This window comes from Rhodococcus aetherivorans, from assembly GCF_025722975.1.
GTDB classification, from domain to species: Bacteria; Actinomycetota; Actinomycetes; order Mycobacteriales; family Mycobacteriaceae; genus Rhodococcus; species Rhodococcus aetherivorans.
The window spans coordinates 3,326,007-3,352,810 of record NZ_CP106982.1 but is presented as its reverse complement, the minus strand read 5'-3'; the positions used below and the strand labels follow the sequence as shown (position 1 = coordinate 3,352,810).

6 protein-coding genes are annotated in these 26,804 nt (G+C 73.7%); 2 read left to right on the top strand and 4 right to left on the bottom strand.

Annotation, left to right across the window (positions count from 1 at the left end; genetic code table 11):
• Positions 1 to 22: 22 nt before the first annotated feature.
• The 3 genes from pabB to OCS65_RS15020 form a co-directional block, all read right to left on the bottom strand.
• Positions 23 to 2,122: an aminodeoxychorismate synthase component I gene (gene pabB, locus OCS65_RS15030; protein ID WP_029543800.1), complete on the bottom strand. Its 2,100-nt coding sequence runs from the start codon at positions 2,120 to 2,122 to the stop codon at positions 23 to 25.
• A gap of 8 nt (positions 2,123 to 2,130) precedes the next feature.
• A complete protein-coding gene (locus OCS65_RS15025; RefSeq protein WP_006931064.1) occupies positions 2,131 to 2,496 on the bottom strand; it encodes a chorismate mutase in 366 nt (121 codons plus the stop codon).
• A 247-nt stretch (positions 2,497 to 2,743) separates the two neighbouring features.
• On the bottom strand, positions 2,744 to 3,082 hold the full coding sequence (locus OCS65_RS15020) for an RNA polymerase-binding protein RbpA (protein WP_006931066.1): 339 nt from the start codon (positions 3,080 to 3,082) through the stop codon (positions 2,744 to 2,746).
• A gap of 212 nt (positions 3,083 to 3,294) precedes the next feature.
• Here OCS65_RS15020 and OCS65_RS15015 point away from each other — a divergent pair, with 212 nt between their 5' ends.
• Positions 3,295 to 3,627: a hypothetical protein gene (locus OCS65_RS15015; protein WP_006931067.1), complete on the top strand. Its 333-nt coding sequence runs from the start codon at positions 3,295 to 3,297 to the stop codon at positions 3,625 to 3,627.
• Between the two features lie 28 nt (positions 3,628 to 3,655).
• Here the strand turns inward: OCS65_RS15015 and OCS65_RS15010 are convergent, their stop codons facing one another.
• Positions 3,656 to 4,264, bottom strand: a complete 609-nt coding sequence (locus tag OCS65_RS15010; protein WP_006931068.1) for a hypothetical protein — start codon at positions 4,262 to 4,264, stop codon at positions 3,656 to 3,658.
• A gap of 442 nt (positions 4,265 to 4,706) precedes the next feature.
• On the opposite strand from OCS65_RS15010, the gene OCS65_RS15005 reads away from it, so the two are divergent.
• Complete coding sequence (locus tag OCS65_RS15005; RefSeq protein WP_263507200.1) at positions 4,707 to 26,804, top strand: non-ribosomal peptide synthetase; 22,098 nt, start codon at positions 4,707 to 4,709, stop codon at positions 26,802 to 26,804.

Genomic DNA, 26,804 nt, shown 5'->3' with positions numbered 1-26,804 from the left:
ACCACGGGACCGGCCGCGGCGTTCACGCGCGGGGGCCGTCCTCGGGCGACTCGTTCACCGACAGGGTGCGGCGCATCGCCACCGCCTTGACCATCGTCTCCTCGAGCTCGTCCGCCGGATCCGACAACGCGACGATGGCGCCGCCGATTCCGAACCCCACCTCGTGCTCGGTGGCGACCATGGTGCGGATGACGATCGACAGATCCGCCGCCCCCGTCGGGGACAGATATCCCAGCGCCCCCGAATACACGCCGCGGGGGCCGTCCTCGAGCTTGTCGATGATCTCCATGGTGCGCAGCTTCGGAGCCCCGGTCATCGACCCGCCCGGGAACGCGGCCCGCACGCAGTCCACCGCGGTCGCATCCGGGCGCAACGTGCCCCGGACCGTGGAGACCAGTTGGTGCACGGCCGCGTACGTCTCGACGTCGAACAGCTTCGGCACGTGCACCGAGCCGGGTACGCACACCCGCGAGAGGTCGTTGCGCACCAGGTCGACGATCATCAGGTTCTCCGACCGGTCCTTCTCGCTGTCGAGCAGGCTCTGCCGCAACGCCCGGTCCGCGTCCTCGGTGGTGCCGCGCGGCCGGGTGCCCTTGATCGGCTTCGACTCGACCACCCGGTCCGGGCCGATCCGCAGGAACCTCTCCGGCGAGGCGCTGAGCACCGACACCTCCGGGAAGCGCAGCAGGGCGCTGTACGGGGTCGGGCTGAGTTCCCGCAGCGTCTCGTAGGTACGCAGCGGATCCACGCTGCGCTCCACGGTCGCCGCATTGGTCAGGCACACCTCGTACGTCTCGCCGCTGCGGATCTCGGCGATCGACTGGGCGATCAGCTCGAGGTACCGCTGCGGCTCGTGCCGCAACCGCACCTGCGGATCCTGCTCCGCCCGCACCAGCGGCGCCGTGGCCGGCGCCGTGGCGGACTCCGGCAGGGACTCGAGCACCGCGGCGGTCTCGTCGAACCACGCGGTCGTGGCCGGCTCACCGGTCCGCTCGCTCAACGCCAGCAGATAGCAGCAGCGCGCCTCGTGGTCGAGCACGACCGCGCGGTCGGCGAACACCATCGCCGCGTCCGCGATGGGGGACGTGTGCACCAGCTGGCCGCCGGTGTCGGCCTTGAGCTCGTACCCCAGGTAGCCCACGTACCCGAGAGCGAACGCGAACGGCAGGTCGTCCCGCCGGGCGACCGTGCGCTCGGCGAGGCGACGGTCGACGTGGTCGAAGAAGGTGGTGTGGAACTCGGCGACCGGTTCCCCGGCCCGCTGTTCGCGCACCAGGGTCTCGGCGACGCTGTAGGTGACGAACTCGGCGCGTGGTCCCGATCCGTCCCCGAGGATGGAGAACCGCGAGTTCGGCTCGGTGGCGGCACTGCCGTCCAGCCAGAAGCTGTGCGGGCCCTCGGCGAACAACGCTTCGAACACCCGCTGCGGGTCCGGGTTGTGTGCGATCCGGCGGCTCTCGAGCACCAGCGCCGGGGGCGGGGCCGTCGGCGCTGGCGGTAGGGCCGGCTCCGGCGGGTGGGGCCGGGCCGGGGTCGCGTCGCGGAAGTTCGCCAGCAGTTCGCGGCCGTACTCGGTGCAGATCGATTCGGGGTGGAACTGCACCCCCCACAGCGGACGGGTCCGGTGGGCGACCCCCATGAGCAGCCCGTCCTCGGTCCAGGCGACGGCCTCGAGCTCGTCGGGCACCCGGTCGACGACCAGCGAGTGGTATCTCACCGCCGCGAACGGCGAGGGAATGCCGGCGAACAACCCGGTGCCGGTGTGCCGGATCCGCGAGAGCCGTCCGTGCACCGGTTGCGGGGCGCGCACCACGTCGCTGCCGAACAGGTTGCACAGGCCCTGGTGGCCCAGGCACACCCCGAGCACCGGCAGACCGGAGTCGAGCAGGGCGTGGGAGCTGATCCCGAAGTCGCGGGCCCGGTCGGGCCGCCCCGGCCCGGGGGAGACGACGACGTTGTCGAACCGGTCCAGGTCCAGGCACTCCCACGGGGTGTCGTTGCTGACGACCGTGGGCGCAACACCGTTGACCTCCGCAAGCAGGCTGTAGAGGTTGTAGGTGAACGAGTCGTAGTTGTCGATCAGCAGGGTGCGGATCGAACCGGCGGGCGGCGGCGCGGCCATGACCGGCCTCAGGTCCGGGTCTCGCGCAGCTCGGCCGACGCCGAGCCGGTGCCGTCGATGATGAGGTCCTCGACCCGGCACGCCTCAGCGATGAGCAGCGCGTACAACGAGTGCAGGAACTCGGGCGACATGGCGTTGCGGTGCGCGTAGGTCTCCGCGCGGTCGTGCACGACCTGCATCCGCCCCGGCTGCAGCATCGGGATGGCGTGCCGCTGTTTCAGGTGCGCGATGCGGGCGCAGATCCGCAGCCGGTCCCGGACGTCGTCGAGGAGCCGGGCATCGACGCGGTCGAGTTCGGTGCGCAGCCCGTCGAGCAGGCGGTCCGGCGTGGATTCGGCGGTGCCGCCGGCCCTGCGGTCGTTGCTGTTGTCCATTGCTTCTCGCCCCCTGTACCACGTCCCGAAACCCCAGTGGGTCATTCCGTTTCGCGTCGTCCGAGGTCGCCGGTCCGAGAATCCGGCCGGTGTTCGATCATGATGACACGCGCGCGAAGGCGCTGTCGGCGTTTGATCTTTTTGTGCCGTGCGCGCAACACGGCCGACCCCTGGGGGCCCGTGATACGCGATGCCGCCCCCGGGACGGATCCCGGGGGCGGCATCGTGAGGTGCCGGTGGGGGCGGGTCAGGCGCCGCGCCGCTTGGTCTTGAGCAGTTCGAGGCGCTCCTTGAGCAGTTCGTCGAGCTCGTCGATGGAGCGGCGCTCGAGCAGCATGTCCCAGTGGGTGCGCGGCGGCTTGACCTTCTTAGTCTCCGGTGCCGCGCCCTCGACCAGGGAGCCTTCCAGGCCGTTCTTGCAGATCCAGGTGCCGGGGATCTCCGCGTCGTCGGCGAACGGAACGTCGAACTCCTCGCCGTTGTCACAGCGGTAGCGGGCGATCCGCCGCGGCGCCAGATCGTGGTCACGGTCGGTCTCGTAGCTCACCGCCCCGAGCCGGCTGCCTCGCAGTACACGATCTGCCATGGTGGTGTCCTCTCTTGTGTGCTCCGCCCGGTGCGCTCGCCTCCGAGGGAAGCGAGCGTCCACAGTGCGGTCGACATCGGCGGATGCCGACCACTCTTGTCAACGCCCGCGCGGTCGAATCGGTTCCCGACCGCCCCGGGGCCGTGGGCGCGGGTCATTCTACCGGGCTGCCCCGGCCGCTCCGGCGCCGCGGGCCGGTAGGGTGTGCGGCCATGACCGGACGTACCCGTAAACCGGAGAACTGCCTCTGGTGCGGCCGGCCGGTCGCCGACGCCCCGCTCGGGCGCCGCCGCCGCTATTGCCGCCGCTCGTGCCGCCAGCGGGCCTACGAGCACCGCACCCTCGCCCGGGAGGCGGGCCTGCCGGAGGACGCGGTGGTCCTGACCGCCGACGAGGCGAGCGCGGTCGCCGACCGCGCCTTCGAGGTGCGGTGCGCGGCCGAGGACGTCGCGACCGCGGTGGGCGAGGGCGCGGGTCCGGAGGAGCTGGCGCCGCTGTGCGCCGACCTGGTGCGCCTGGCTCGCGCCGCCGAGCGGCTCCGCTGAACCGGGCTCCGCCGAGCCGGCGGCGGCCTCAGGCGAAGAACGCCCCCATCGTGTACACCACCTGGCAGAAGGTGCCGTCGACGTACTGCACGGAACCGAACAGTGCCGACAGCACCGGCCCGGTGCCGGTGTCGAGGGTCTTCGACAGCTGCGGCACCCCGCCGACGGTGTCGTCGAGGGTGGCCACGCCGCCGCGGAAGTTCTCCATGTTCAGCCATACGAACTTCAGGTCGGCCCGCGCCGGCAGGGTGGGGATCGTGGGGGAGACGAAGATCTTCAACTGCCCGATCTGCACGGGCGGCACCGCGTTGGGGCCGGGCTGGGCCCAGCCGGTGGTCATCGCGTACGGGGTGAAGCCGCCGCCGCAGCCGAGCCCGAACGTGGGGGCGGGCTGCATGAACGGCTGCGGCGTGTTGCGCGGCGGCGGCTCGAACAACGCCGGGGTGCGGGCCGCGTCGAGCAGGGACTCCACCGCCCGCAGCGCCTCGGGGGAATCCGCGGCGGCCGCCGCCCGCAGCGCATCCGGCGGCAATCCCGGGGGTGCCGGCTCCGCGACGGCGTGGGCGGGCACGGCCACGGCGACAGCCGCGGCCGCCGCGGCGGTGAGCGAACGAACGGTCCATCGACGCTGCTGCATCCAGAGCTCCTCGAGGATGGGGCGGGCACGGGCGACGGCGTGGTCGGCTCGACAATAGGGGGACCGGGTCCGCCGCGGGGCGTTTCCGGGGTCCGGTTCGAAAAGCGGTTACCGAAACTGTGATTCGAGCGCATCCGGTGACCGGATCGCGATCGAACGGTAACAAATCCTCGTCGATTCGCCGCGAGCGCCGCGACAGGTCCCCCCTCCGGTCTCGACTCGGGATCGATGCGGCCCGAGGGGTCGATTTTTCGGTCCGGTTTCGGGCCGAGACGTCGTCGCGGTGGTCTAGCTTGAGGGAGCGCTCCTGTCACACATTCGAGGGCGCGGACGATCGAAGGGGAAAGAGCTACAGCCACGTCGATCCGACCGAGGGGTTTTCCTGCACGGTGCCGGGGGGTGCCAGGACATCACTGGAATCACTTTCGTGAAGGGGAGTTCGTTGCAAGAGCGGCTGCACATTCCGCCCGGGGCCTTCCCGTTGTCCTCTGCCCAGCGCTCGATCTGGTTCGCACAACAGCTGGCACCCGAGGTGCCCGTCTGCATCGCCCAGTACGTCGACCTGCCCGGGGACCTCGATCTGGATCTGCTGCGCGAGGCCGCGCACGAGGCCGCCCGCGAGTTCCAGTCGCCGTACCTGCGGGTCGTCGAGGTCGACGGTGAGCCGTACCAGTACGTCGATCCCGACCTCGACCTCAGCGACATCCCGCTGCTGGACTTCTCCGATGCGCCCGATCCGATGGCCACGGCGCAGCAGTGGATGAACACCGACTACGCCACCCCGGTCGATCTGGCCGACGACTCGCTGGTGAACATGACGATCCTGCGGATCGGTGAGCGACGGCACCTGTGGTACAGCCGGATCCACCACGTCGCCCTCGACGGCTTCGGTGCCATGACGATGGTCAACCGGATCGCCGCGCTGTACTCGGCGGCCCACGAGGACCGCGTCCCCGAGCCACCCACCGCCGCCGACCTGCACGACCTCTACCAGTCGGATCTCGACTACCGCGGTTCGAACCGGTACGCGAGCGACCGGGACTACTGGATCGGGCGGGTCGCCGGGCTCGAGGATGGATCGACCCTGGCGCGGCGGGCGGTGCCGACCGCCGCGCGCAGCACCCTCGAGAGTGTCACCCTGCCCGACGACCTGGTCGCCCGATTGACCGACGCCGATGCCACGAGCGGATCCTCGGCCGCCGCGACGGTGGTCGCGGCGGCCGCGTGCTATCTCTCCCGGCTGACCGGCCGCGCCGACGTGATGCTCAATCTGCCGGTGTTCGCGCGCACCACCGCGGCGGCGAAACGCTCCGGCGGCATGCTCGTCAACACCGCACCGCTGCACATCCGTCTCGAGGACGACGACACCCGCGCCGACCTGGTGCAGCGGGCCCAGCTGGAACTGACCGGTGCGCTGCGCCACCAGCGGTTCAGCCTCGAGGACCTCCGCCGCGAGACCGGCACCGCCGGCCGGGCCCACAGCTACGGCGGACCGATGATCAACGTGATGCTCTTCCGGCAGGAGATCACCCTCGGCCCGGTCCGCGGCGAGTTCCACATCATGACCTCGGGTCCGGTCGACGACCTGCTGGTCAACATCTACCAGAGCGGCACCCCCGCGCGGACGTTCCTCGACTTCCGCGGCAACCCCAACCAGTACGAGCCGGACGAGCTGCGCGCACACCACGGCAGCTTCGTCGAATTGCTCGCCGAGTTCCTGCGGGCCGACCCGGACACGCCGGTCGCCCGCATCCACCACGCGACCGCCACCGTCGCCGAGCGCCTGCGGCGCGATGCCGACGTCGAGCGGTTCTGGCGTGCCGCCCTGGCGGGGGCGCCCGAGCACCTCGAGCTGCCTGCCGACCGCCGCCGCACCGGCCCGCGCGCCCCCACCGCCGCCCACCTCGAGGTGCCGGTCCCCGCCGCGCTCGGGGACCGGGGCACCGAGCTCGCCCGGCGTCACGGCGCCACCTCCACCGAACTACTGCACGCCGCCGTCGCGGTGCTCGTCGGCCGGCTCACCGCCGGCACCGACACTCTCGTCGGCGTCCCCGGCCCCGCCGGGGCGCTGCCGCTGCGGGTGCAGTTCGACGAGAGCGAGCCGTTCGCCGCGCTCCTCGGCCGGGTCACGGCGATACACGCCGCCGCGACCGCCCACGCCGACGTGCCGGCGGACCGGCTCGCCCGAACCTTCGACGGGCAGCACGTGCCGATCCTGCCGGTGCTGCTCGACAGCGGCGAGCCCGCCGGGGGCGGCGGGCTCCTCGCACACGCCGAAGTCGCGGTGCACACCGCGACCGGCCCCGAGGGCACCCGCCTGAGGTGTACGTACGCCGCTGACCTCTTCGACGCCGATACGGCGCGATCGTTCTGCGAACGTTTGCTGCGGATCCTCGACGCCGTCACCGCCGACCCGACGGCACCGATCGGGGACGTCGACATCGTCTTCCCCGACGAAGCCGCGGAGCTGAGCCCGGTCCGCGGACTGCCCGGCTCGTCCCCACAGCTGTGGCCCGAGATCCTCGCCTCCGTGGCCGCGCACGTGCCCGACGCGACGGCCCTGGAATTCGAGGGCCGCACGATGACGTACGGGGAGCTCGACGCCTGGTCCAACCGGGTCGCCCGGGTGCTGATCGACGCCGGCGCCGGCCCGGAGACGTTCGTTGCCCTCGGCATCGCCCGGTCCCTCGAATCCGTGGCCGCGATCTGGGCGGTGGCCAAGTCCGGCGCCGCGTACATGCCGGTCGACCCCGCCTACCCGGCCGAGCGGATCGAGTACATGCTCGCCGACTCCGGGGCCGTCCTCGGCGTGACCACCACCGCCCACCGCGACGGCTTGCCCGCCGACGTGCCGTGGCTGGTGCTCGACGACGCGGAGTTCGTCGCGGCGCTGGACTCGGTCTCCGACGGGCCGCTGTCGGACCTCGACCGTCACGGCGCGCTGCATTTCGACCATCCCGCCTACCTGATCTACACCTCCGGGTCCACCGGCCGCCCGAAGGGCGTGGTGGTGCCGCACCGCGGGCTGGCGAACCTGTGCGCCGAACTGCACGGCCGGCACAGCCCCACCCCGCACTCGCGGGTCTCGCACTTCTCGTCCCCGAGCTTCGACGCCTCGGTGTACGAGTACATGACCGCGTTCGCGATCGGCGCCACCCTCGTCGTGGTGCCCCCGACGATCTACGGCGGCGAGGAACTGGCCCGCTTCTTCCGCGAGCAGCGCATCACCCACGCCTTCTCCACCCCCGCGGCGCTGGCCTCCGTCGATCCGGAGGGCGTCGCCGCCGAGTCGGTCACCGTCGCCGGCGACGCGTGCCCGCCCGAACTCGTCGCCCGCTGGTCCCGGGGCCGGCGGATGTTCAACGCGTACGGCCCGACCGAGTGCACGATCGTCGTCAACATCTGCGGTCCGCTCGCGCCGGCCCCCACGATCCCGATCGGCACCCCCGTGCGCGGCACGCACGAGGTCGTCCTGGACTCCCGGCTGCGGCCGGTGCCGATCGGCGTCGCCGGCGAGCTGTACATTGCCGGCCCGGGTATCACCCGCGGCTACCGCGGCAAGCCCGGGCTCAGCGCCGGCCGGTTCGTCGCCGACCCGTTCGGGGCGCCGGGGGAGCGGATGTACCGCACCGGCGACGTGGTGCGCTGGCGGCGCGACGGCGCCCTCGAATACCTCGGCCGGTCCGACTTCCAGGTCAAGGTCCGCGGCTTCCGCATCGAACTCGGCGAGATCGACGCGGTCCTGACCGCCCACGAGGACGTCACGTTCGCGGTGACGATCGGGCACACCGCCCCGTCCGGCGACACCGTGCTGGTGTCCTACGTGCTGCCCGCGACCGGGCGCACCGCCGAACCCGCCACCCTCACCGCGCACCTGTCGCGGAGCCTGCCGGCGCACATGGTGCCCACGGCGATCGTCGTCCTCGACGAGATCCCGCTCACCCCGGTCGGCAAGCTCGACCGCCGCGCCCTGCCCGTGCCCGTGTTCGCGGCGGACGGCACCACCTACGTCGCGCCGTCCACCGACGCCGAGAGGACGGTGGCGCAGGTGTTCGCCGAGCTCCTCGGCGTCGACCGCGTCGGTCTCGACGACAGCTTCTTCGACCTCGGCGGAAACTCGCTGATCGCCACCCGTGTCGTCGCCCGCATCAACGCCGCCCTCGGCACCGACCTGGGGGTCCGGGCACTGTTCGAGGCCCCCACGGTGCGGACCCTCGCCGCCCTCACCGCCGACGTCGGCACGGGCACCCGGGTGCCGCTGGTCGCCGGGCCCCGTCCGGGGGTGCTGCCGGTCTCCGCGGCCCAGCAGCGGATGTGGTTCGTCAACCAGCTCGACACCGCCTCGCCGGCCTACAACATCCCGATGGCGATCCGGCTGCGCGGCCGGCTCGACCGGGACGCGCTCGCCACCGCCGTCACCGATGTGCTCGCCCGCCACGAGGCGCTGCGCACCGAGTTCCCGGCCACGGCCGACGGCCCCGTCCAGCGGATCCGCCCGGTCGAGCAGGTGCGCCTCGATCTCACCGCGACGACCGTCGCCGCCGAGGAGCTGCCGCAGCGTCTGGCCGCCGAGGTCACGGCCGGGTTCGACGTGGCGGTGCAGGTGCCGGTGCGGGCGCGGTTGTTCGCGCTCGGCGACGGGGAGCACGTGCTGGTGTTCGTGGTGCATCACATCGCGGCGGACGGGGCGTCGATGGCGCCGCTGGCCCGGGATCTGATGACCGCGTACGCCGCCCGCACCGGCGGCCGCGCCCCCGACTGGACGCCCCTGGAGGTGCAGTACGCCGACTACGCGCTGTGGCAGCGGCAGGTCCTCGGCGATCCGGCCGACCCGGATTCGCTCGCCGCCGCCCAGCTGCGGTACTGGCGCGAAACCCTTTCCGGCGCACCGGAAGTGCTGGCGTTGCCCACCGACCGGCCCCGCCCGCCGCAGCAGTCGTTCCGCGGCGCCACCGTCCGCTTCGAGGTCGGCGCCGAACTGTACCGGGCGGTCGGCGACCTGGCCCGCACGCACGGCGCCACCCCGTTCATCACGGTGCACGCGGCCCTGGCGGTGCTGCTGGCCCGGCTCTCGGGCAGCGACGACGTCACCGTCGGCACCCCGGTCTCCGGTCGCGGCGACCGCGCCCTCGACGATCTGGTCGGCATGTTCGTCAACACCGTCGTCCTGCGCACCCCCGTCACCGCACAGCACACCTTCGCCGAGCACCTGACCCACATCCGCGACCGCGACGTCGACGCCCTCGCCCACGCCGACCTGCCGTTCGACGCCCTCGTCGACGCCGTCACCGACCACCGATCCGAGGCCTACGCGCCCCTGTTCCAGGTGATGCTGGCCTTCCAGAACACCGAGTCCGCCCACTTGCGGCTGCCCGACCTGACCGTCGACGTCTCCGAAATCGACACCGGCACCACCAAATTCGACCTGCACCTGATGCTGGCCGAGGTCCCCGGCGACGACGGCGCCCCCGCCGCCCTCACCGGCGCCCTGTCCTACGCGACCGACCTGTTCGACGCCGGCACCGTCACCGCCCTCGCCGACCGCTTCGTGCGGCTGCTCACCGCCGTGACCACCACCCCGCACGTGCCCGTCGGCGACCTCGACCTGCTCGAGCCGGGCGAACGCGAGCTGATCCTGCGGTGCTGGAACGCCACCGACGCCCCCCGCGGCCCGCACACCCTCGCCGACCTGTTCGCCCGGCAGGCCGCCCGCACCCCCGACGCCATCGCCGTCGTCTTCGGCGACGAGGCCCTGACCTACGCCGAGTTCGATGCCCGCACCAACCGGCTCGCCCGGCGGCTGATCGCCGAGGGCGTCGGCCCGGACCGCCTCGTCGGGCTCGCGATGCGCCGCTCGATCGAGCTGCTCGTCGGAATGTACGCGGTGATCAAGGCCGGCGGCGCCTACCTGCCGCTCGACCCCGACCACCCCGCCGACCGGCTCGAATACGTTCTGGGCAACGCCCGTCCGGTGTGCGTGCTCACCACCGCCGCCGACCGGACGGCGCTGCCCACCCCGGCCCCGATCCTCGAGGTCGATCGCCTCGACCGGACCGGCGCCTCCGACGCCCCCGTCGCCCCGGAGGAGCGCACCGCCCCGCTGACGGGGGACCACCTCGCCTACGTGCTGTACACCTCCGGCTCCACCGGCCGGCCCAAGGGCGTCGCGGTCGCTCACGCCGCGATCGTCAACCGGTTGCGGTGGATGCAGCACGCCTACCCGCTCACCGCCGAGGACACCGTCCTGCAGAAGACACCGTTCACGTTCGACGTGTCGGTGTGGGAGTTCTTCTGGCCGCTGCAGACCGGGGCGCGCCTCGTCGTCGCCGCACCCGACGGGCACCGCGATCCCGCCTACCTCACCGCCGTCGTCGAGCAGCAGCACGTCACCGTGGCGCACTTCGTGCCGTCCATGCTCGCGGTGTTCGTCGCCGCCACCGACCCGGCCCGCTGCACGTCGCTGCGGTTGCTGTTCTGCAGCGGCGAGGCGCTGCCCCCGGCCACGGTCGCCGCCGCCCACGCCGCGTTCCCCGCCGCGGACCTGCACAACCTGTACGGGCCCACCGAGGCCGCCGTCGACGTCACGTTCTGGGCCTGCACCGACGACGACGTCGACGTCGTCCCGATCGGCGCCCCGGTGTGGAACACCCGCGTCCACGTCCTCGATGCGCGGCTGCACCCGGTTCCCGTCGGCGCCGTGGGGGAGCTGTACCTGTCCGGCATCCAGCTCGCCCGCGGCTATGTCGGGCGCGGCGACCTGACCGCCGACCGGTTCGTCGCCGATCCGTTCGGTCCGTCCGGCACCCGCATGTACCGCACCGGCGACCTCGTGTCCTGGCGCCGCGACGGCAATCTGATCTACCTGGGCCGCACCGATTTCCAAGTCAAGCTCCGGGGCCTGCGGATCGAGCTCGGTGAGATCGAGCAGGCCTTGCTCGCCGACCCGGCCGTCGCGCAGGCCGCGGTCGTGGTGCACCGGCACCCCGCCGGCGCCGCCGACGGCTCCGACGGGGTGCTCGTCGCGTACGTCGTGCCCGAACCCGGCCGAAACAGCGATACCGCGGCGAGCCGTGCATCCGATACCGCGGCGAGCCGCGCATTCGATACCGCGGCGAGCCGCGCATTCGATACCGCGGCCCTGCTCGGGGCCGCCGCGGCCCGGCTGCCCGGCTACATGGTGCCCGCCCACGTCGTCGTCCTCGACCGGTTCCCGCTCAACCCCAACGGCAAGCTCGACCGCAAGGCACTGCCCGCCCCGGACCTCACGGCCGTGCGTGCGGCGGAGCACGTCGCGCCGCGCACCCCGGTCGAGCAGGTCCTGGCCGAGGTCTTCGCCGGCCTGCTCGGGGTGGAGCGTCTCGGCGTGCACGACAGCTTCCTGGATCTGGGCGGCAACTCGCTGCTGGCCATGCGGCTGGCCGCGCGGATCGCCGCGGCGACCGGCACCGACGTGGGCGTGCGTGATCTGTTCGACGCGCCCACCGTCGCCGCCCTCGCCGAGCGGCTCCGCGACCGCGATGCCGCGGCGCGGCCCGCGCTGACCGCCGCCGCGACCCGGCCCCCCACGATCCCGCTGTCCCCGGCCCAGCAGCGCATGTGGTTCATCAACCAGTTCGACACGACCTCCCCGGCCTACAACATCGCCGTCGCGCTGCGTCTGACCGGGGAGCTGGATCTCGCGGCGCTGCGGGCCGCTGCCGCCGACGTCGCCGCGCGCCACGAGACGCTGCGCACCCGCTACCCGCTCACCGACGACGGCCCGATCCAGGTCGTGCTGCCGGTCGCGGTGGCGCAGCCCGACTTCACCGTCACCCGCGTCGAGACCGAGGACACGGTGCCCGCGCACATCGACCGGATCGTCGGCGCCGGGTTCGACGTCGCCACCGAGGTGCCGGTGCGGATCCGGCTGCTCACCCTCGCCGACACCGACCACGTGCTGGTCCTGGTCGTGCACCACATCGCCGCCGACGGGTTCTCGATGGGACCGCTGGGCCGGGATCTGATGATCGCGTACGCCGCCCGCGCCGGGGGTCACGCCCCCGGCCGGTCGCCGCTGCCGGTGCAGTACGCCGACTACACGCTGTGGCAGCACACCGTGCTGGGCGACGAGTCCGATCCCGCCTCCACCGCCGCCCGGCAGCTCGCGTTCTGGCACGACGCGCTGGCCGGGGCGCCGGAACTGCTCGAGCTGCCGTGGGACCGGCCCCGCCCGGTGCAGCAGTCCGGGCGCGGTGCCCGCGTGGCGTTCGAGATCGACGCCGACACCCACCGCGGCATGCTCGCGCTGGCCCGCGAGCACGACGCGTCGTTGTTCATGGTCGTGCATGCGGCGCTGGCGGTGCTGCTGGCCCGGCTGTCCACCAGCGACGACATCGTGGTCGGCACCCCCGTCGCCGGGCGCGGTGACCGCGCCCTCGACGATCTGGTCGGCATGTTCGTCAACACCGTGGTGCTGCGGGCCCGGGTGGACGAACGAGAACGGTTCGACTCCCTGTTGCGGCGGGTCCGTTCGGCGGACCTGGCGGCGTTCGGCCAGGCCGACGTCCCGTTCGAGCGGCTCGTCGAGGCCCTCGACCCGCCCCGGTCGACGTCCTACCCCCCGCTGTTCCAGGTGCTGCTCGAGTTCCAGGACATCGAGCGCCCCGAGATCGCGCTGCCGGGGGCGACGGCGCGGGTGCTCGACCTCGATCCCGGCCTGTCGCCGTTCGACCTGCAGCTGTCGATCGCCGAGCGGCCCGGCGGCGGATCCGGCGTGCGGGCGGCGTTCACCTACGCCACCGACCTGTTCGACGCGGACACGGTCGCCTCGTTCGCGGACCGGTTCGTGCGGATCCTCGACGCGGTCACCGCGGATGCGTCCGTGACGGTGGGGGACGTGGAGATCGTCACCCCGCGTGAGCTCGCCACCCTGGCCCCGGCGCGGGGCCGGCCCGCGGTCTCCCCGCAGCTGTGGCCCGAACTGCTGTCGTCGGTGGCGGCGATCGTGCCGGAGGCGGTCGCCCTGTCCTTCGAAGGCCGCACCGTCACCTACGGTGAGCTCGACGCCTGGTCCAACCGGCTCGCCCGCGTCCTCACGAGCCACGGGGTCGGACCGGAATCCTTTGTGGCCCTGGGAATTTCGCGTTCGATCGAGTCGGTCGCGGCGGTGTGGGCGGTGACCAAGTCCGGGGCGGCGTTCGTCCCCGTCGACCCCGGCTACCCGCCCGAGCGGATCGCCTACATGCTCGACGACTGCCGGGCCACCCTCGGCCTGACCACCACCGCCCACCGCGACGTGTGGCCCGCGGACGCGGTGTCGTGGCTGCTGCTCGACGACCCCGGCCTGCGCCGCCGCCTCGACGACGTCTCGCCCGCCCCGGTCACCGACGACGACCGCCGCACCCCGCTACGGTACGACCATCCGGCATACCTGATCTACACTTCCGGCTCGACCGGCCGCCCGAAGGGCGTCGTCGTCACCCACCGCGGCCTGACCAACCTCAACGCCGAAGTGCGCGAACACTTCTCGATCACCCATCGGGCCCGCGTCTCGCACCTGGCGTCGCCGAGCTTCGACGCGTCCCTCTTCGAGCTGACCAAGGCGTTCTGCGCCGGCGCCACCCTCGTCATCGTGCCGCCCAGCGTCTACGGCGGCGAGGAACTCGCCCGCATCCTGCGCGAGGAACGCATCACCCATGCGTTCGTCACCCCCACCGCCCTCGCGTCGCTCGATCCCGCGGGCCTCGACGAGCTGCGCGTGCTCGTCGTCGCCGGGGAGGCCTGCCCGCCGGAACTGGTCGACCGCTGGGCGCCGGGCCGCCACATGTACAACGGCTACGGCCCGTCCGAGGCCACCATCGAGACCAGCGTCAGCCCCGACATGCGCCCGGACACCACCGTCACCGTCGGTGGCCCCGCCATCGGCTTCCACGAGGTCGTCCTCGACGAACGGCTGCGGCCCGTCCCCATCGGGGTCGCCGGCGAGCTCTACATCGCCGGCGCCGGCCTGGCCCGCGGCTACCACCGCCGACCCGAGCTCACCGCGTCCCGGTTCGTCGCCGACCCGTTCGGGGCGCCGGGGGAGCGGATGTACCGCACCGGCGACGTGGTGCGCTGGCGCACCGACGGCACCGTGGAATACCTCGGCCGCTCCGACTTCCAGGTCAAGGTCCGCGGCTTCCGCATCGAACTCGGCGAGATCGACACCGCCCTCGCCGCTCACGACGACGTCGCCTTCGCGGTGACGATCGGGCACACCGCCCTGTCCGGCGACACCGCCCTGGTCGCCTACGTCCTGCCGGAGACCGGCCACCACGTCGATGCCGCCGCGCTGCGGGGGCACGTCGCCGGGCAGCTGCCGGCGCACATGGTGCCCGCCGCGATCGTCGTCCTCGACGAGATCCCGCTCACCCCGGTCGGCAAGCTCGACCGCCGCGCCCTGCCGGTACCCGACCTGTCGGCCACCGGCGAATACCGCGCCCCGGCCACCGACACCGAGGCCACCCTCGCCGACATCGTCGCCGAGGCCCTCGGCCACGAGAAGGTTTCCGTCGACGACAGCTTCTTCGACCTCGGCGGAAACTCGCTGATCGCCACCCGTGTCGTCGCCCGCATCAACGCCGCCCTCGGCACCGACGCCGGCGTGCGGGTGCTGTTCGAGGCCCCCACCGTGCGGACCCTCGCCGCCCGCATCCTCGACGACCACGCCGGTGGCACCCGCGTCCCCCTCACCGCGGGCCCGCGCCCCGACCGGATCCCGCTGTCCCCACCCCAGCAGCGGATGTGGTTCGTCAACCAGTTCGACACCGCCTCGGCCGCCTACAACATCCCGATGGCGATCCGGCTGACCGGCCGCCTCGACCGGGCGGCGCTCACCGCCGCCGTGCACGACCTGATCACCCGCCACGAAACCCTGCGCACCTGGTACCCGAACGAGAACACCGGCCCGGTGCAGCTGGTCACCGACCCCGCCCAGGCCACCCCCGACCTCGATCCGGTCCCGGTGTCCGCCGACGAGCTGCCGCAGCGTCTGGCCGCCGAGGTCACGGCCGGGTTCGACGTGGCGGTGCAGGTGCCGGTGCGGGCGCGGTTGTTCGCGCTCGGCGACGGGGAGCACGTGCTGGTGTTCGTGGTGCATCACATCGCGGCGGACGGGGCGTCGATGGCGCCGCTGGCCCGGGATCTGATGACCGCGTACGCCGCCCGCACCCGGGGACAGGAGCCGGCGTGGGCGCCGCTGCCGGTGCAGTACGCCGACTACGCGCTGTGGCAGCGGCAGGTCCTCGGCGATCCGGCCGACCCGGATTCGCTCGCCGCCCGGCAGCTCGAGTTCTGGCGCACCGCCCTGGCCGACCTGCCCGAGATCCTGTCCCTGCCCACCGACCGGCCCCGCCCGCCGCACCAGTCGTTCCGCGGCGCCACCGTCCGCTTCGACGTCGAGCCCGAGCTGCACCGCCGGCTCGCCGACCTCGCAGCCGCCCACGGCGCCACCGTGTTCATGGCCGTGCACGCCGCCCTCGCGGTGCTGCTGGCCCGGCTCTCCGGCAGCGACGACATCGCCGTGGGCACCCCCATCGCCGGCCGCGGGCACCGTGCCCTCGACGATCTGGTCGGCATGTTCGTCAACACCCTGGTGCTGCGCACCCCCGTCGCCCCCGGCCTGCCGTTCGCCGATCACCTCGAACGCACCCGCGAGGTCGACCTCGCCGCCTTCGGGCACGCCGACCTGCCCTTCGAGAGGCTCGTCGACGCCCTCGCCCCCACCCGCGCCACCGACCACGCCCCGCTCGTGCAGGTGGTCCTCGAATTCCAGAACAACGAACGCGCCCACCTCGCCCTGCCCGACCTGACCGTCGACGCCCTCGACGCCGACGCCCCCGTCGCCAAGTTCGACCTGCAGCTGACCATGGGGGAGAACCCGGCCGCCGGCACCGACCCCGCCGGCATGACCGGGGCCTTCACCTACGCCACCGACCTGTTCGACGCCGACACCGTCACCGCGTTCGCCGACCGGTTCCTGCGGGTCCTCACCGCCGTCACCGCCGACCCCGCCCGACCCGTCGGCGATCTCGACCTGCTCGACCCCGCCGAACGGCCCGCCGCCGCGCGACGCCCCGACCCCGACCGGCACGCCGAGACCCTCCCCGCCCTCTTCGCGCGGTCCGTCGCCGCAGCACCCGACACCGTCGCGATCACCGCCCCCACCGACCCGGCCACCCCGGCGCTGACCTACCGCGAACTCGCCGCGCGGGCCCGTCGCCTCGCCCGCGCCCTGATCACGCACGGCGCCGGACCCGACCGGCTCGTCGCCGTCGCCGTGCCCCGCTCGACCGACCTGATCGTCACGCTGCTCGCCGTCCTCGAGACCGGCGCCGGATACCTGCCCGTCGACGTGTCCTACCCGCCGGAACGGCTCGCGTTCCTCTTCGCCGACGCCCGGCCGGTCTGCATCGTCACCACCGGCGCCGACGCCGCCACCCTGCCCGCGGGGGACGCCCCGGTGCTGCTGCTCGACACCCAGGACACCGCCGCCCGGCTCGCGGAACTGCCCGACGGCCCGCTCACCGACGCCGACCGGCTCGGTGTGCTGCACCCCGACCACACCGCCTACGTCATCTACACCTCCGGCTCGACCGGCCGCCCCAAGGGCGTCGTCGTCCCGCACCGCAACGTCGTCACCCTCCTCGCCGAAACCCACGACAGGTTCGGATTCGACGAGCACGACGTGTGGACCATGTTCCACTCGTACGCCTTCGACTTCTCGGTGTGGGAACTGTGGGGCGCACTCGCCTACGGCGGCCGCCTCGTCGTCGTCGACCACCACACCGCCCGCTCCCCGGAGGCATTCCTCGACCTGCTGCGCCGCGAGCACGTCACCGTGCTCAACCAGACACCCACCGCGTTCTACCAGCTGATCGAGGCCGACCGCGCCGCCGGCGAGCACACCCTGTCGCTGCGCTACGTCGTCTTCGGCGGCGAAGCCCTCGACCTCGCCCAGCTCGAACGCTGGTACCGCCGCCACCCGGACACCGCGCCGGTGCTGGTGAACATGTACGGCATCACCGAGACCACCGTGCACGTGACCTTGCAGCCGCTGGACCGGCAGTTCGCCGCGACCGCCTCGGCCAGCGTCATCGGCGACGCCATTCCCGGCCTGACGGTGCACGTCCTCGACCGGCGGCTGCACCCGGTGCCGGCCGGCGTGATCGGCGAGATGTACGTCTCCGGCGGGCAGGCCGCCCGCGGCTATCTCGGCCGCCCCGCCCTGACCGCCGCGCGCTTCGTCGCCGACCCGTTCGGCGGGCCCGGCGCCCGCCTGTACCGCACCGGCGACCTCGCCCGCCGGCGCCGCGACGGCCGGCTCGAATACGTCGGCCGCAGCGACTTCCAGGTGCAGCTGCACGGTTTCCGCATCGAGCTGGGGGAGGTGGAGGCGGCGCTGCTGCGCTGCCCCGGCGTCGCCCGCGCCGTCGTGGTGCTCCACCGCGACGACCGCGCCGCCGACCGCCTCGTCGGGTACGTGGTTCCGGAGACCGCCGCGACCGTGGATGTGGCCGCCACGCTGAACCGGGTCGCCGGTGACCTCGCCGCCTACATGGTCCCGGCCACTCTCGTCGTCCTCGACACCCTGCCGGTCACGGCCACCGGCAAGCTCGACCGCAAGGCCCTGCCCGACCCCGACTTCGGGGCGCTGGCCACCGAGACCCGTGCCCCCGCCGGCCACCTCGAAAAGCAGCTCGTCGAGCTGTTCGCGCAGGTCCTCGGCCTCGAGACGGTCGGAGTGGACGACTCGTTCTTCGCGCTCGGCGGCGACAGCATCATGTCCATCCAGCTGGTCTCGCGCGCCCGGGCCGCCGGGATCGAGCTGACCCCTCGGGATGTGTTCGAACGCAAGACCCCCGCCGCGCTCGCCGCCGTCGCCACCCTCGGCGACGGCCCGGCCGTCCTCGCCGAACTGCCCGGCCGCGGCGTCGGCCCCGTGCCCCTGACCCCGATCGTGCGGTGGATGCTCGAACGCGGCGGCAGCATCGACCGCTACTCCCAGGCCGCGCTGCTGCGGCTGCCCGCCGGCCTGGACCGCGTCACCCTCGCGGCCACGCTGCAGACGGTGCTGGACCGGCACGACATGCTCCGCGCCCGCCTCGTCCCCGACGTGGACGACCCCGCCGGGGTCGGCCTGCAGGTCCGCGGTCCCGGCGCGGTCACCGCCGACACGCTCATCCACCGCGTCCCCGTCACCACCGCCGCCGACACCGACGACTTCTTCGCCCTCGCCGCCGCCGAACTCGACGCCGCCGCCGACCGGCTCGACACCGCCGCCGGAATCCTGCTGCAGGCGGTGTGGTTCGACGCCGCCGCCGGCTCCGGGCGTCTGCTGCTGGTCGTACACCACCTCGCCGTCGACGGCGTGTCCTGGCGCATCCTCGTTCCCGACCTCGCGGTCGCGTGGGCCGCCGCCCTCCACGGCACCGCGGTCGAGGAGCCCCCCGCCGGCACCTCCGTGCGGCGCTGGGCGCACGCCCTCGTCGAGGCCGCGCACCGGTCCGACCGCGTCGCCGAACTCGACCGCTGGACCGCGATCCTCGACGGTGACGACCCGCTGCTCGGGGACCGTCCCCTCGACCCGGTCGTCGACACCAACGCCACGGTCCGCACCGTCTCCACCGACCTGCCCGCCGACGTCACCGCCGCGCTGCTGACCGCGGTGCCCGGCGCCTTCCACGGCACCGTCAACGACGGCCTGCTCACCGCCCTGGCACTGGCGGTCACCGCCTGGCGCCGCGACCACGGCACCGACGTGGACGACGTGCTGGTCGGCCTCGAGGGACACGGCCGGGAGACCGCCGTCGCCCCGGGCGCGGACCTGTCCCACACCGTCGGCTGGTTCACCACCATCCATCCGGTCCGGCTCGACCTGAGCGGTGTCGACCTGCCGGACGCGCTGCGCGGCGGCGACGCCGCCGGTGCCGCGATCAAGGCCGTGAAGGAACAGCTCGCCGCCGTCCCCGACCACGGCCTCGGGTTCGGCCTGCTGCGCTACCTCAACGCCGGCACCGCCGTCCGGCTGCGGACCCGCCCCGCCCCGCAGATCAGCTTCAACTACCTCGGCCGCCTCACCCCGGCCCTCACCGAAGCGGACACCCCGTGGCTGCCGGTCGACGCCTTCGACCGCGGCGGCGCCCAGAGCCCGGACATGCCGGCCGCCGCCGCCGTCGACATCAACGCCGTCACCGTGCCCACCCCCGACGGGCCGGTGCTGCGCGCCACCTTCTCCTACCCGCAGCACCTGCTCGCCGACGCCGACGTCGCCGCCCTCACCGACCGGTGGGCGGCCGCGGCCGCCGCCCTGGCCCGGCATGCCCGCGACCCGCACGCCGGCGGCCTGACCCCGTCCGACGTGCCCCTCGTCGCCCTCGACCAGCCCACCCTCGACCGCCTCGAACGCCACTACCGGGCGGCCGGGCACGACACCGGCCTGGCCACCGTGTGGCCCGTCGCCCCGCTGCAGGCCGGGTTGCTGTTCCACGCCCTGCTTTCCGCGCAGTCCGCCGACGCCTACGTCGTGCAACTCGTCCTCGACCTGCACGGCACCGTCGACCCGGACCGGCTGCGCCGCGCCGCGCAGGTGCTGCTCGACCGGCACCCCAACCTGCGGGCCGCGTTCGCCGACGACGGCTCCGGCGGCTTCGTCCAGGTCGTCCCCGCCCGCGTCGAACTGCCCTGGACGGTGCTGGACCTGACCGGCCTCGACGATCCGGACCGTCAGGCGGCGCGCCTGCTCGACGAGGACCGCCGCACCCGATTCGACACCGCCGTCGCCCCGCTGCTGCGCGCCACCCTCGTCCGGGTCGCCGCCGACCGGTACCGGCTGGCCCTGACCAATCACCACATCCTGCTCGACGGCTGGTCCACGCCGCTGCTGGTCAAGGACCTGCTGCTGCTGTACGCCACCGACGGCGACACCGCCGCGCTCGACCGGCCCCGCAGCTACGGCGACTATCTGCAGTGGCTGGCCGGGCAGGACCCCGACACCGCCGCGGACGCCTGGGCCCACACCCTCGCCGGTCTCGACGAGCCCACCCTGCTCGCCCCCGCGCACCGCCCCGGCCGCACCGCCGCGGTCTCGCAGGACCTCGACCTGGACCTGCCGTCCGGTCTCGCCGCGCGCCTCGACGCCGTCGCCACCGACCGCGGCGTGACCGTCAACACCGTGGTGCAGACCGCGTGGGCGCTCGTGCTCGGCGCGCTGACCGGCCGCCACGACGTCGTCTTCGGCGCCACCGTCTCCGGCCGACCCCCACAGGTCGCCGGCATCGAGTCGATGGTCGGGCTGTTCATCAACACCGTCCCCGTCCGGGTCACCGTGCGGCCCGCCGAGACCCTCGGCGCCCTGCTCGACCGGGTGCAGGCCGAGCAGGCGGCCATGCTCGACCACCACCACATCGGTCTGAGCGCCATCGAACGCCGCGTCGGCGCCGCCGCCGGCTTCGACACCCTCACCGTGTTCGAGTCCTACCCGGTGGACCGGGCCGGGTTGACCGAGGACACCGACATCGCCGGGATGCGGGTGGCCGGCATCAGCGGCCACGACGCCGCGCACTACCCGCTGAGCATCGTCGCGCACCCGGCCGGCACCGGCGACACCGCGACCCTGCACCTGCGGCTGAAGTACCTGCCCGAGGTGTTCGACCGCCCGGCCGTCGAGACCGTCGCCCGCCGCATCGAGCGGGCCCTGACCACCCTGGCCACCGATCTCGACGCCCCGGCCGCGGCCGTCGACGTGCTCCTCGACGACGAACGCGCCGTCCTCGCCCCGGTCCGCGGTCCCGCCGGCGGCACCACCCGCACCCTGCCGGAGCTGTTCACCGCGACCGCCGCCGCCCATCCGGACGCCGTCGCGATCGTCGACGGCGCCGCCCGGTGGACCTACCGCCGGCTCGACGAATGGTCCACCCGCGCCGCCCGCGTCCTGCTCGACCTCGGCGTGGGTCCGGAAACCTTCGTGGCCCTGGGGATTTCGCGATCGTTGCACTCGGTGGCCGCGATGTGGGCGGTCACCAAGACCGGCGCCGCGTTCGTGCCCGTCGACCCGAACTATCCCACCGACCGCATCGCCTTCATGCTCGCCGACAGCGGCGCCACCCTCGGCGTGACCACCGCCGCGCACCGCGACACGCTGCCGGACACCGCCCGCTGGCTCACCGTCGACACCGACGCCTTCGCCGCCCGGCTCGCCGACGCCTCGACCGACCCGATCGGCGACGCCGACCGCCGCAGCCCGCTGCGCCTGGACCACCCCGCCTACCTCATCTACACCTCCGGCTCCACCGGCCGCCCGAAGGGCGTGGTGACCACCCACCGCAGCCTCGAGAACTTCGCCCTCGACCAGCGCAGCCGGTTCGGCGCCGGCCCCGGCGCGACCGTCATGCACTTCTCCTCGCCGAGCTTCGACGCCTCGATCTTCGAATACCTGCTCGCGTTCGGTTCCGGTGCCACCCTGGCGGTCGTACCGCCCACCGTGTACGGCGGCGACGAACTCGCCCGCGTCCTACGCGCGCACGGCGTCACCCACGGCTTCATCACCCCCGCCGCCCTGGCCTCCCTGCCCCCCGACAACCTCGACGCCTTCGCCGAGCTCGCCGTCGGCGGCGAGGCATGGCCGTCGGAACTGCGCGACACCTGGGCGCCCGGCCGGCGCCTGGTCAACGCCTACGGCCCCACCGAAACCACGATCATGGCCGCCATCAGCGCCCCGATGACCGTCGCCGGCCCCATCACACTCGGCGGCCCGCTGCGCGGCGTCCGCGCCCTCGTCCTCGACGCCGCCCTGCGCCCCGTGCCCGCCGGCGTCGCGGGCGAGCTGTACCTCGGCGGCCTCGGCCTGGCCCGCGGCTACCACGCCCGCCCCGACCTGACGGCCGGCCGGTTCGTCGCGGATCCGTTCGGGGCGCCGGGGGAGCGGCTGTACCGCACCGGCGACGTGGTGCGCTGGACCGACGCCCTCGAACTCGAATACGTGGGCCGCTCCGACTTCCAGGTCAAGGTCCGCGGCTTCCGCATCGAACTCGGCGAGATCGACGCCGCGCTGTGCAGCTACCCGGGCGTCGCATTCGCCGCGACCCTCGGCCACACCGCCCCGTCGGGGGAGACCGTGCTCGTCGCCTACGTCCTGCCCACCCCCGGACACGACATCGACGCCGACGCCCTGCGCGCGCACGTCGGCGACCGGCTGCCGGCGCACATGGTGCCCGCCGCGGTCGTCGTCCTCGACGAGATCCCCCTCACCCCGGTCGGCAAGCTCGACCGCCGCGCCCTGCCCGCACCGGACCTGTCCGGCGGCAGCGGCGACTACGTCCCACCCGCCGACGCACTCGAAACCGCCGTCGCCGGGGCGTTCGCCGACGTCCTCGGCCTCGACCGGGTCTCGGTCACCGACAGCTTCTTCGACATCGGCGGCAACTCCCTCGTCGCGACCCGCGCCGCCTCCCGCCTCGGCGCCGCCCTCGGGGTCGACCTCGGGGTGCGGGCCCTGTTCGAGGCCCCCACCGTCCGCGCCCTCGCCGCCCGCCTCGCCGAAACCCCGGGCGCCGAACCCGCCATCGGCACCGGACCGGCCCGGCGCCCGCGTCCCGACCGCATCCCGCTGTCCCCGGCCCAGCAGCGCATGTGGTTCGTCAACCAGTTCGACACCAGCTCCCCGGCCTACAACATCCCGCTCGCGATCCGGCTGACCGGCCATCTGTCCGTCGCCGCGCTCGACACCGCCGTCCGCGACGTCCTGGCCCGGCACGAGAGCCTGCGTACCGTCTACCCGGCCGGCCCCACCGGGCCCGTGCAGCGGATCCTCGACGCCGACGACGTCGGCCTCACCGTCGACGTCGTGCCCGCCACCGAGGACACCGTCGTCACCGCCGCCGCAGAGTTCGCCGCCACCGGATTCGACGTCACCGTCGACGTGCCGCTACGGGCGCGGGTGTACACCCTCGGCCGCGACGACCATCTCGCCGTCCTCGTCGTCCACCACATCGCCGCCGACGGCTTCTCCACCGCCCCCCTGGCCCGCGACCTGATGACCGCCTACCAAGCCCGCACCCGCGGCGACGCCCCCGCCTGGGCGCCGCTCGAGGTGCAGTACGCCGACTACACCCTCTGGCAGCTCGGCCGCCTCGGCGACGCCGACACCCCCGGCTCCCTCGCCGCCACCCAGCTCGACTACTGGCGCACCACCCTCGCCGGCCTGCCCGAGGTCCTCACCCTCCCCACCGACCGGCCGCGGCCCGCGCAACGGTCCTTCCGCGGCGACGTCGTCCGCTTCCCGATCGACGCCGCCCTGCACGACCGCCTGACCCGCCTCGCCCACGCCCACGGCACCACCGTGTTCATGGCCGTCCACGCCGCCCTCGCGGTGCTGCTGGCCCGGCTCTCCGGCAGCGACGACATCGCCGTGGGCACCCCCATCGCCGGCCGCGGGCACCGTGCCCTCGACGACGTCGTCGGCATGTTCGTCAACACCCTCGTGCTGCGCACCCGCGTCCCCGGGCAGATCACCTACACCGACCTGCTCACCGACGTCACCACCACCGACCTCGACGCCTTCGCCCACGCCGACGTCCCCTTCGAACAGGTCGTCGACGCCGTCGACCCCGCCCGCTCCACCGCCCACGCGCCGCTGTTCCAGGTCTCCCTCGAATTCCAGAACACCGAACGCCCCCGCCTGGAACTGCCGCACCTGACCGTCACCGGCCTGCCCCTGGATCCGACGGTGGCCAACTTCGACCTCGAACTGTTGCTCGGCGAGAACCACGACGACACCGGCGCCCCCACCGGCTTCGACGCCGCCCTCGTCTACGCCACCGACCTGTTCGACGCCGACACCGTCGCCGCCGTCGCCGACCGGTTCGTCCGCCTCCTCGACGCCGTCACCGGCGCCCCCGACACCCCCGTCGGCGACCTCGACCTCGTCACCGCCGACGAGACCCGCGCCCTGGTCCCCGCGCACGGCCCGCACACCCTCGGCACCCGGCTGTGGCCACAGATCCTCGCCGACGCCGTCGCCGTCGATCCCGACGCCCTCGCCGTCGTCGACGGGCCCCGCCGCGCCACCTACCGCGATCTCGACGCCCACTCGAGCCGCCTCGCCCGGATGCTCGTCGACTACGGCGTCGGCCCCGAGACCGTCGTCGCCCTCGGCCTGCCCCGCAGCCTCGACTCCGTGACCGCGCTGTGGGCCGTGACCAAGACCGGCGCCGCCTTCGTGCCCGTCGACCCGAGCTACCCCCGCGACCGCATCGAATACATGCTCGCCGACAGCGGCGCCGCCCTCGGCCTCACCGTCACCGCCCACCGCGACGGGCTGCCCGCCACCGTGCCGTGGTTCGCCCTCGACTCCGCCACCACCGTCGCCGAACTCGCGCCGTACCCGCCCGAACCCCCGACCGACACCGACCGCACCGCGCCCCTCGAACCCGACCATCCCGCCTACCTGATCTACACCTCCGGTTCGACCGGCCGACCCAAGGGCGTCGTGCTCACCCACCGCGGCCTGTCCGACCTCGCCGTCGAGGAACACCTCCACCTCGACGTCCGGCCCGGCAGCCGCGTCTCGCACCTGGCCTCACCGAGCTTCGACGCCTCGGTGTTCGAACAGATGATGGCCCTCTCGGCCGGCGCCACCCTCGTGATCGTGCCCCCGACCGTGTACGGCGGCGACGAACTCGCCGACGTCCTGCACACCGAACAGGTCACCCACGCGTTCATCACGCCCACCGCGCTGGCCTCCCTCGACCCGGACGCCGTCGACAGCCTGGAGGTGCTCCTCGTCGCCGGCGAGGCGTGCCCACCCGAACTCGTCGCCCGCTGGGCCCCCGGCCGCCGCATGGTCGATGCCTACGGCCCCACCGAGGCGACCATCATGACCTCCGTCAGCGACCCCCTGACCCCGGGCGAACCCGTCACCATCGGCCGGCCGACCCGCGCCTTCCACGCCGTCGTCCTCGACACCCGGCTGCGCCCCGTGCCCGTCGGCGTCGCCGGCGAACTGTATGTCGCCGGGCCGGGCCTCGCGCGCGGCTACCACGCCCGACCCGACCTGACCGCCGCGCGCTTCGTCGCCGACCCGTTCGGGGTGCCGGGGGAGCGGATGTACCGCACCGGCGACGTCGTGCGCTGGACCAAGGAGCACGACCTCGAGTACGTCGGCCGCTCCGACTTCCAGGTCAAGGTCCGCGGCTTCCGCATCGAACTCGCCGAGATCGACGCCGCACTCACCGGACACCGGGACGTGGCGTTCGCCCACACCATCGGCCACACCGCCCCGTCGGGGGAGACCGTCCTCGTCTCCTACGTGCTGCCCGCCCCCGGCACCGCCCCCGGCCCCGCCGACATCAGAGAGCATGTGTCGCAACACCTTCCGGCGCACATGGTGCCCACGGCCGTGATCGTGCTCGACAGGATCCCGCTCACGCCCGCCGGCAAACTGGACCGGCGCGCCCTGCCGGAGCCGGACTTCTCGGCGCTCGGCGGCGCCTACCGCGCCCCGGCCACGGACCTCGAGCGCACCGTGGTGGGGGTGTTCGTCGAGCATCTCGGCCTCGACCGGGTCTCGGTCGACGACAACTTCTTCGACCTCGGCGGCACCTCGCTGCTCGCCACCCGGATGCTGCCGGCGCTCGGCGAACGTCTCGGCCGTCCGGTCCCGCTGCAATCGATCTTCGTCCATCCGACCCCCGCCGGCCTCGCCGCCCACCTCGGCGGCCCGCAGGAACGCACCGGCATCGACGAGGCCCTGCAGGTGCTCGTGCCGCTACGTGAAGGCACCGGCGCACCGCTGTTCTGCCTCCACCCGGCCGCCGGCCTGTCGTGGGCGTACGCGCCGCTCGCACAACGCATCGGCGGCGACCGGCCGGTCTACGGGCTGCAGCTGCCCACACTCAGCGGCGGCCCCGCCCCGGAGTCCGTCACCGCGCTGGCCCAGCGGTACGTCGAGGAGATCCGGCGCATCCAGCCCCACGGCCCCTACCACCTGCTCGGCTGGTCGCTCGGCGGCGTCGTCGCCCACGCGGTCGCCGTGGACCTGCGCCGGGCGGGGGAGCGCGTGGACACCCTGGCCCTGCTCGACAGCCACCTCAGCGTCCGGGGCGCCGGGTCGGTCGGGGTCCGCGACATGCTCCGCGACCTCGGCGTGCCGGTCGACGCCGAGCAGGACCCGACCTACGACCAGGCGTCGGCGCTCCTCGACGCCGCGCTCGGCGGCGGCACCGGCCTGACCGCCGCGCACCTCGAGCGGATCCACCGCGGCTCGGCCGCCGCGTTGCGGGCCGCCCGCCGGCACACGCCCGCCACCTTCGACGGGGACGTGCTGTTCTTCACCGCCACCCGGTCCGCGGCACCGGCGCCGGCGGTCGCGGCCTGGCACAACGTGGTGTCGGGGGAGATCCACCAGTACCGGATCGACTGCGACCACCACGAGATGGTGGCCCCGCACGCGGTCGAGGCGATCGTGCGGGTCCTGTCGGCGCGGCTGGCGGACACCGCGATCACCGGCGCGGGCCCGCGGGGCTGA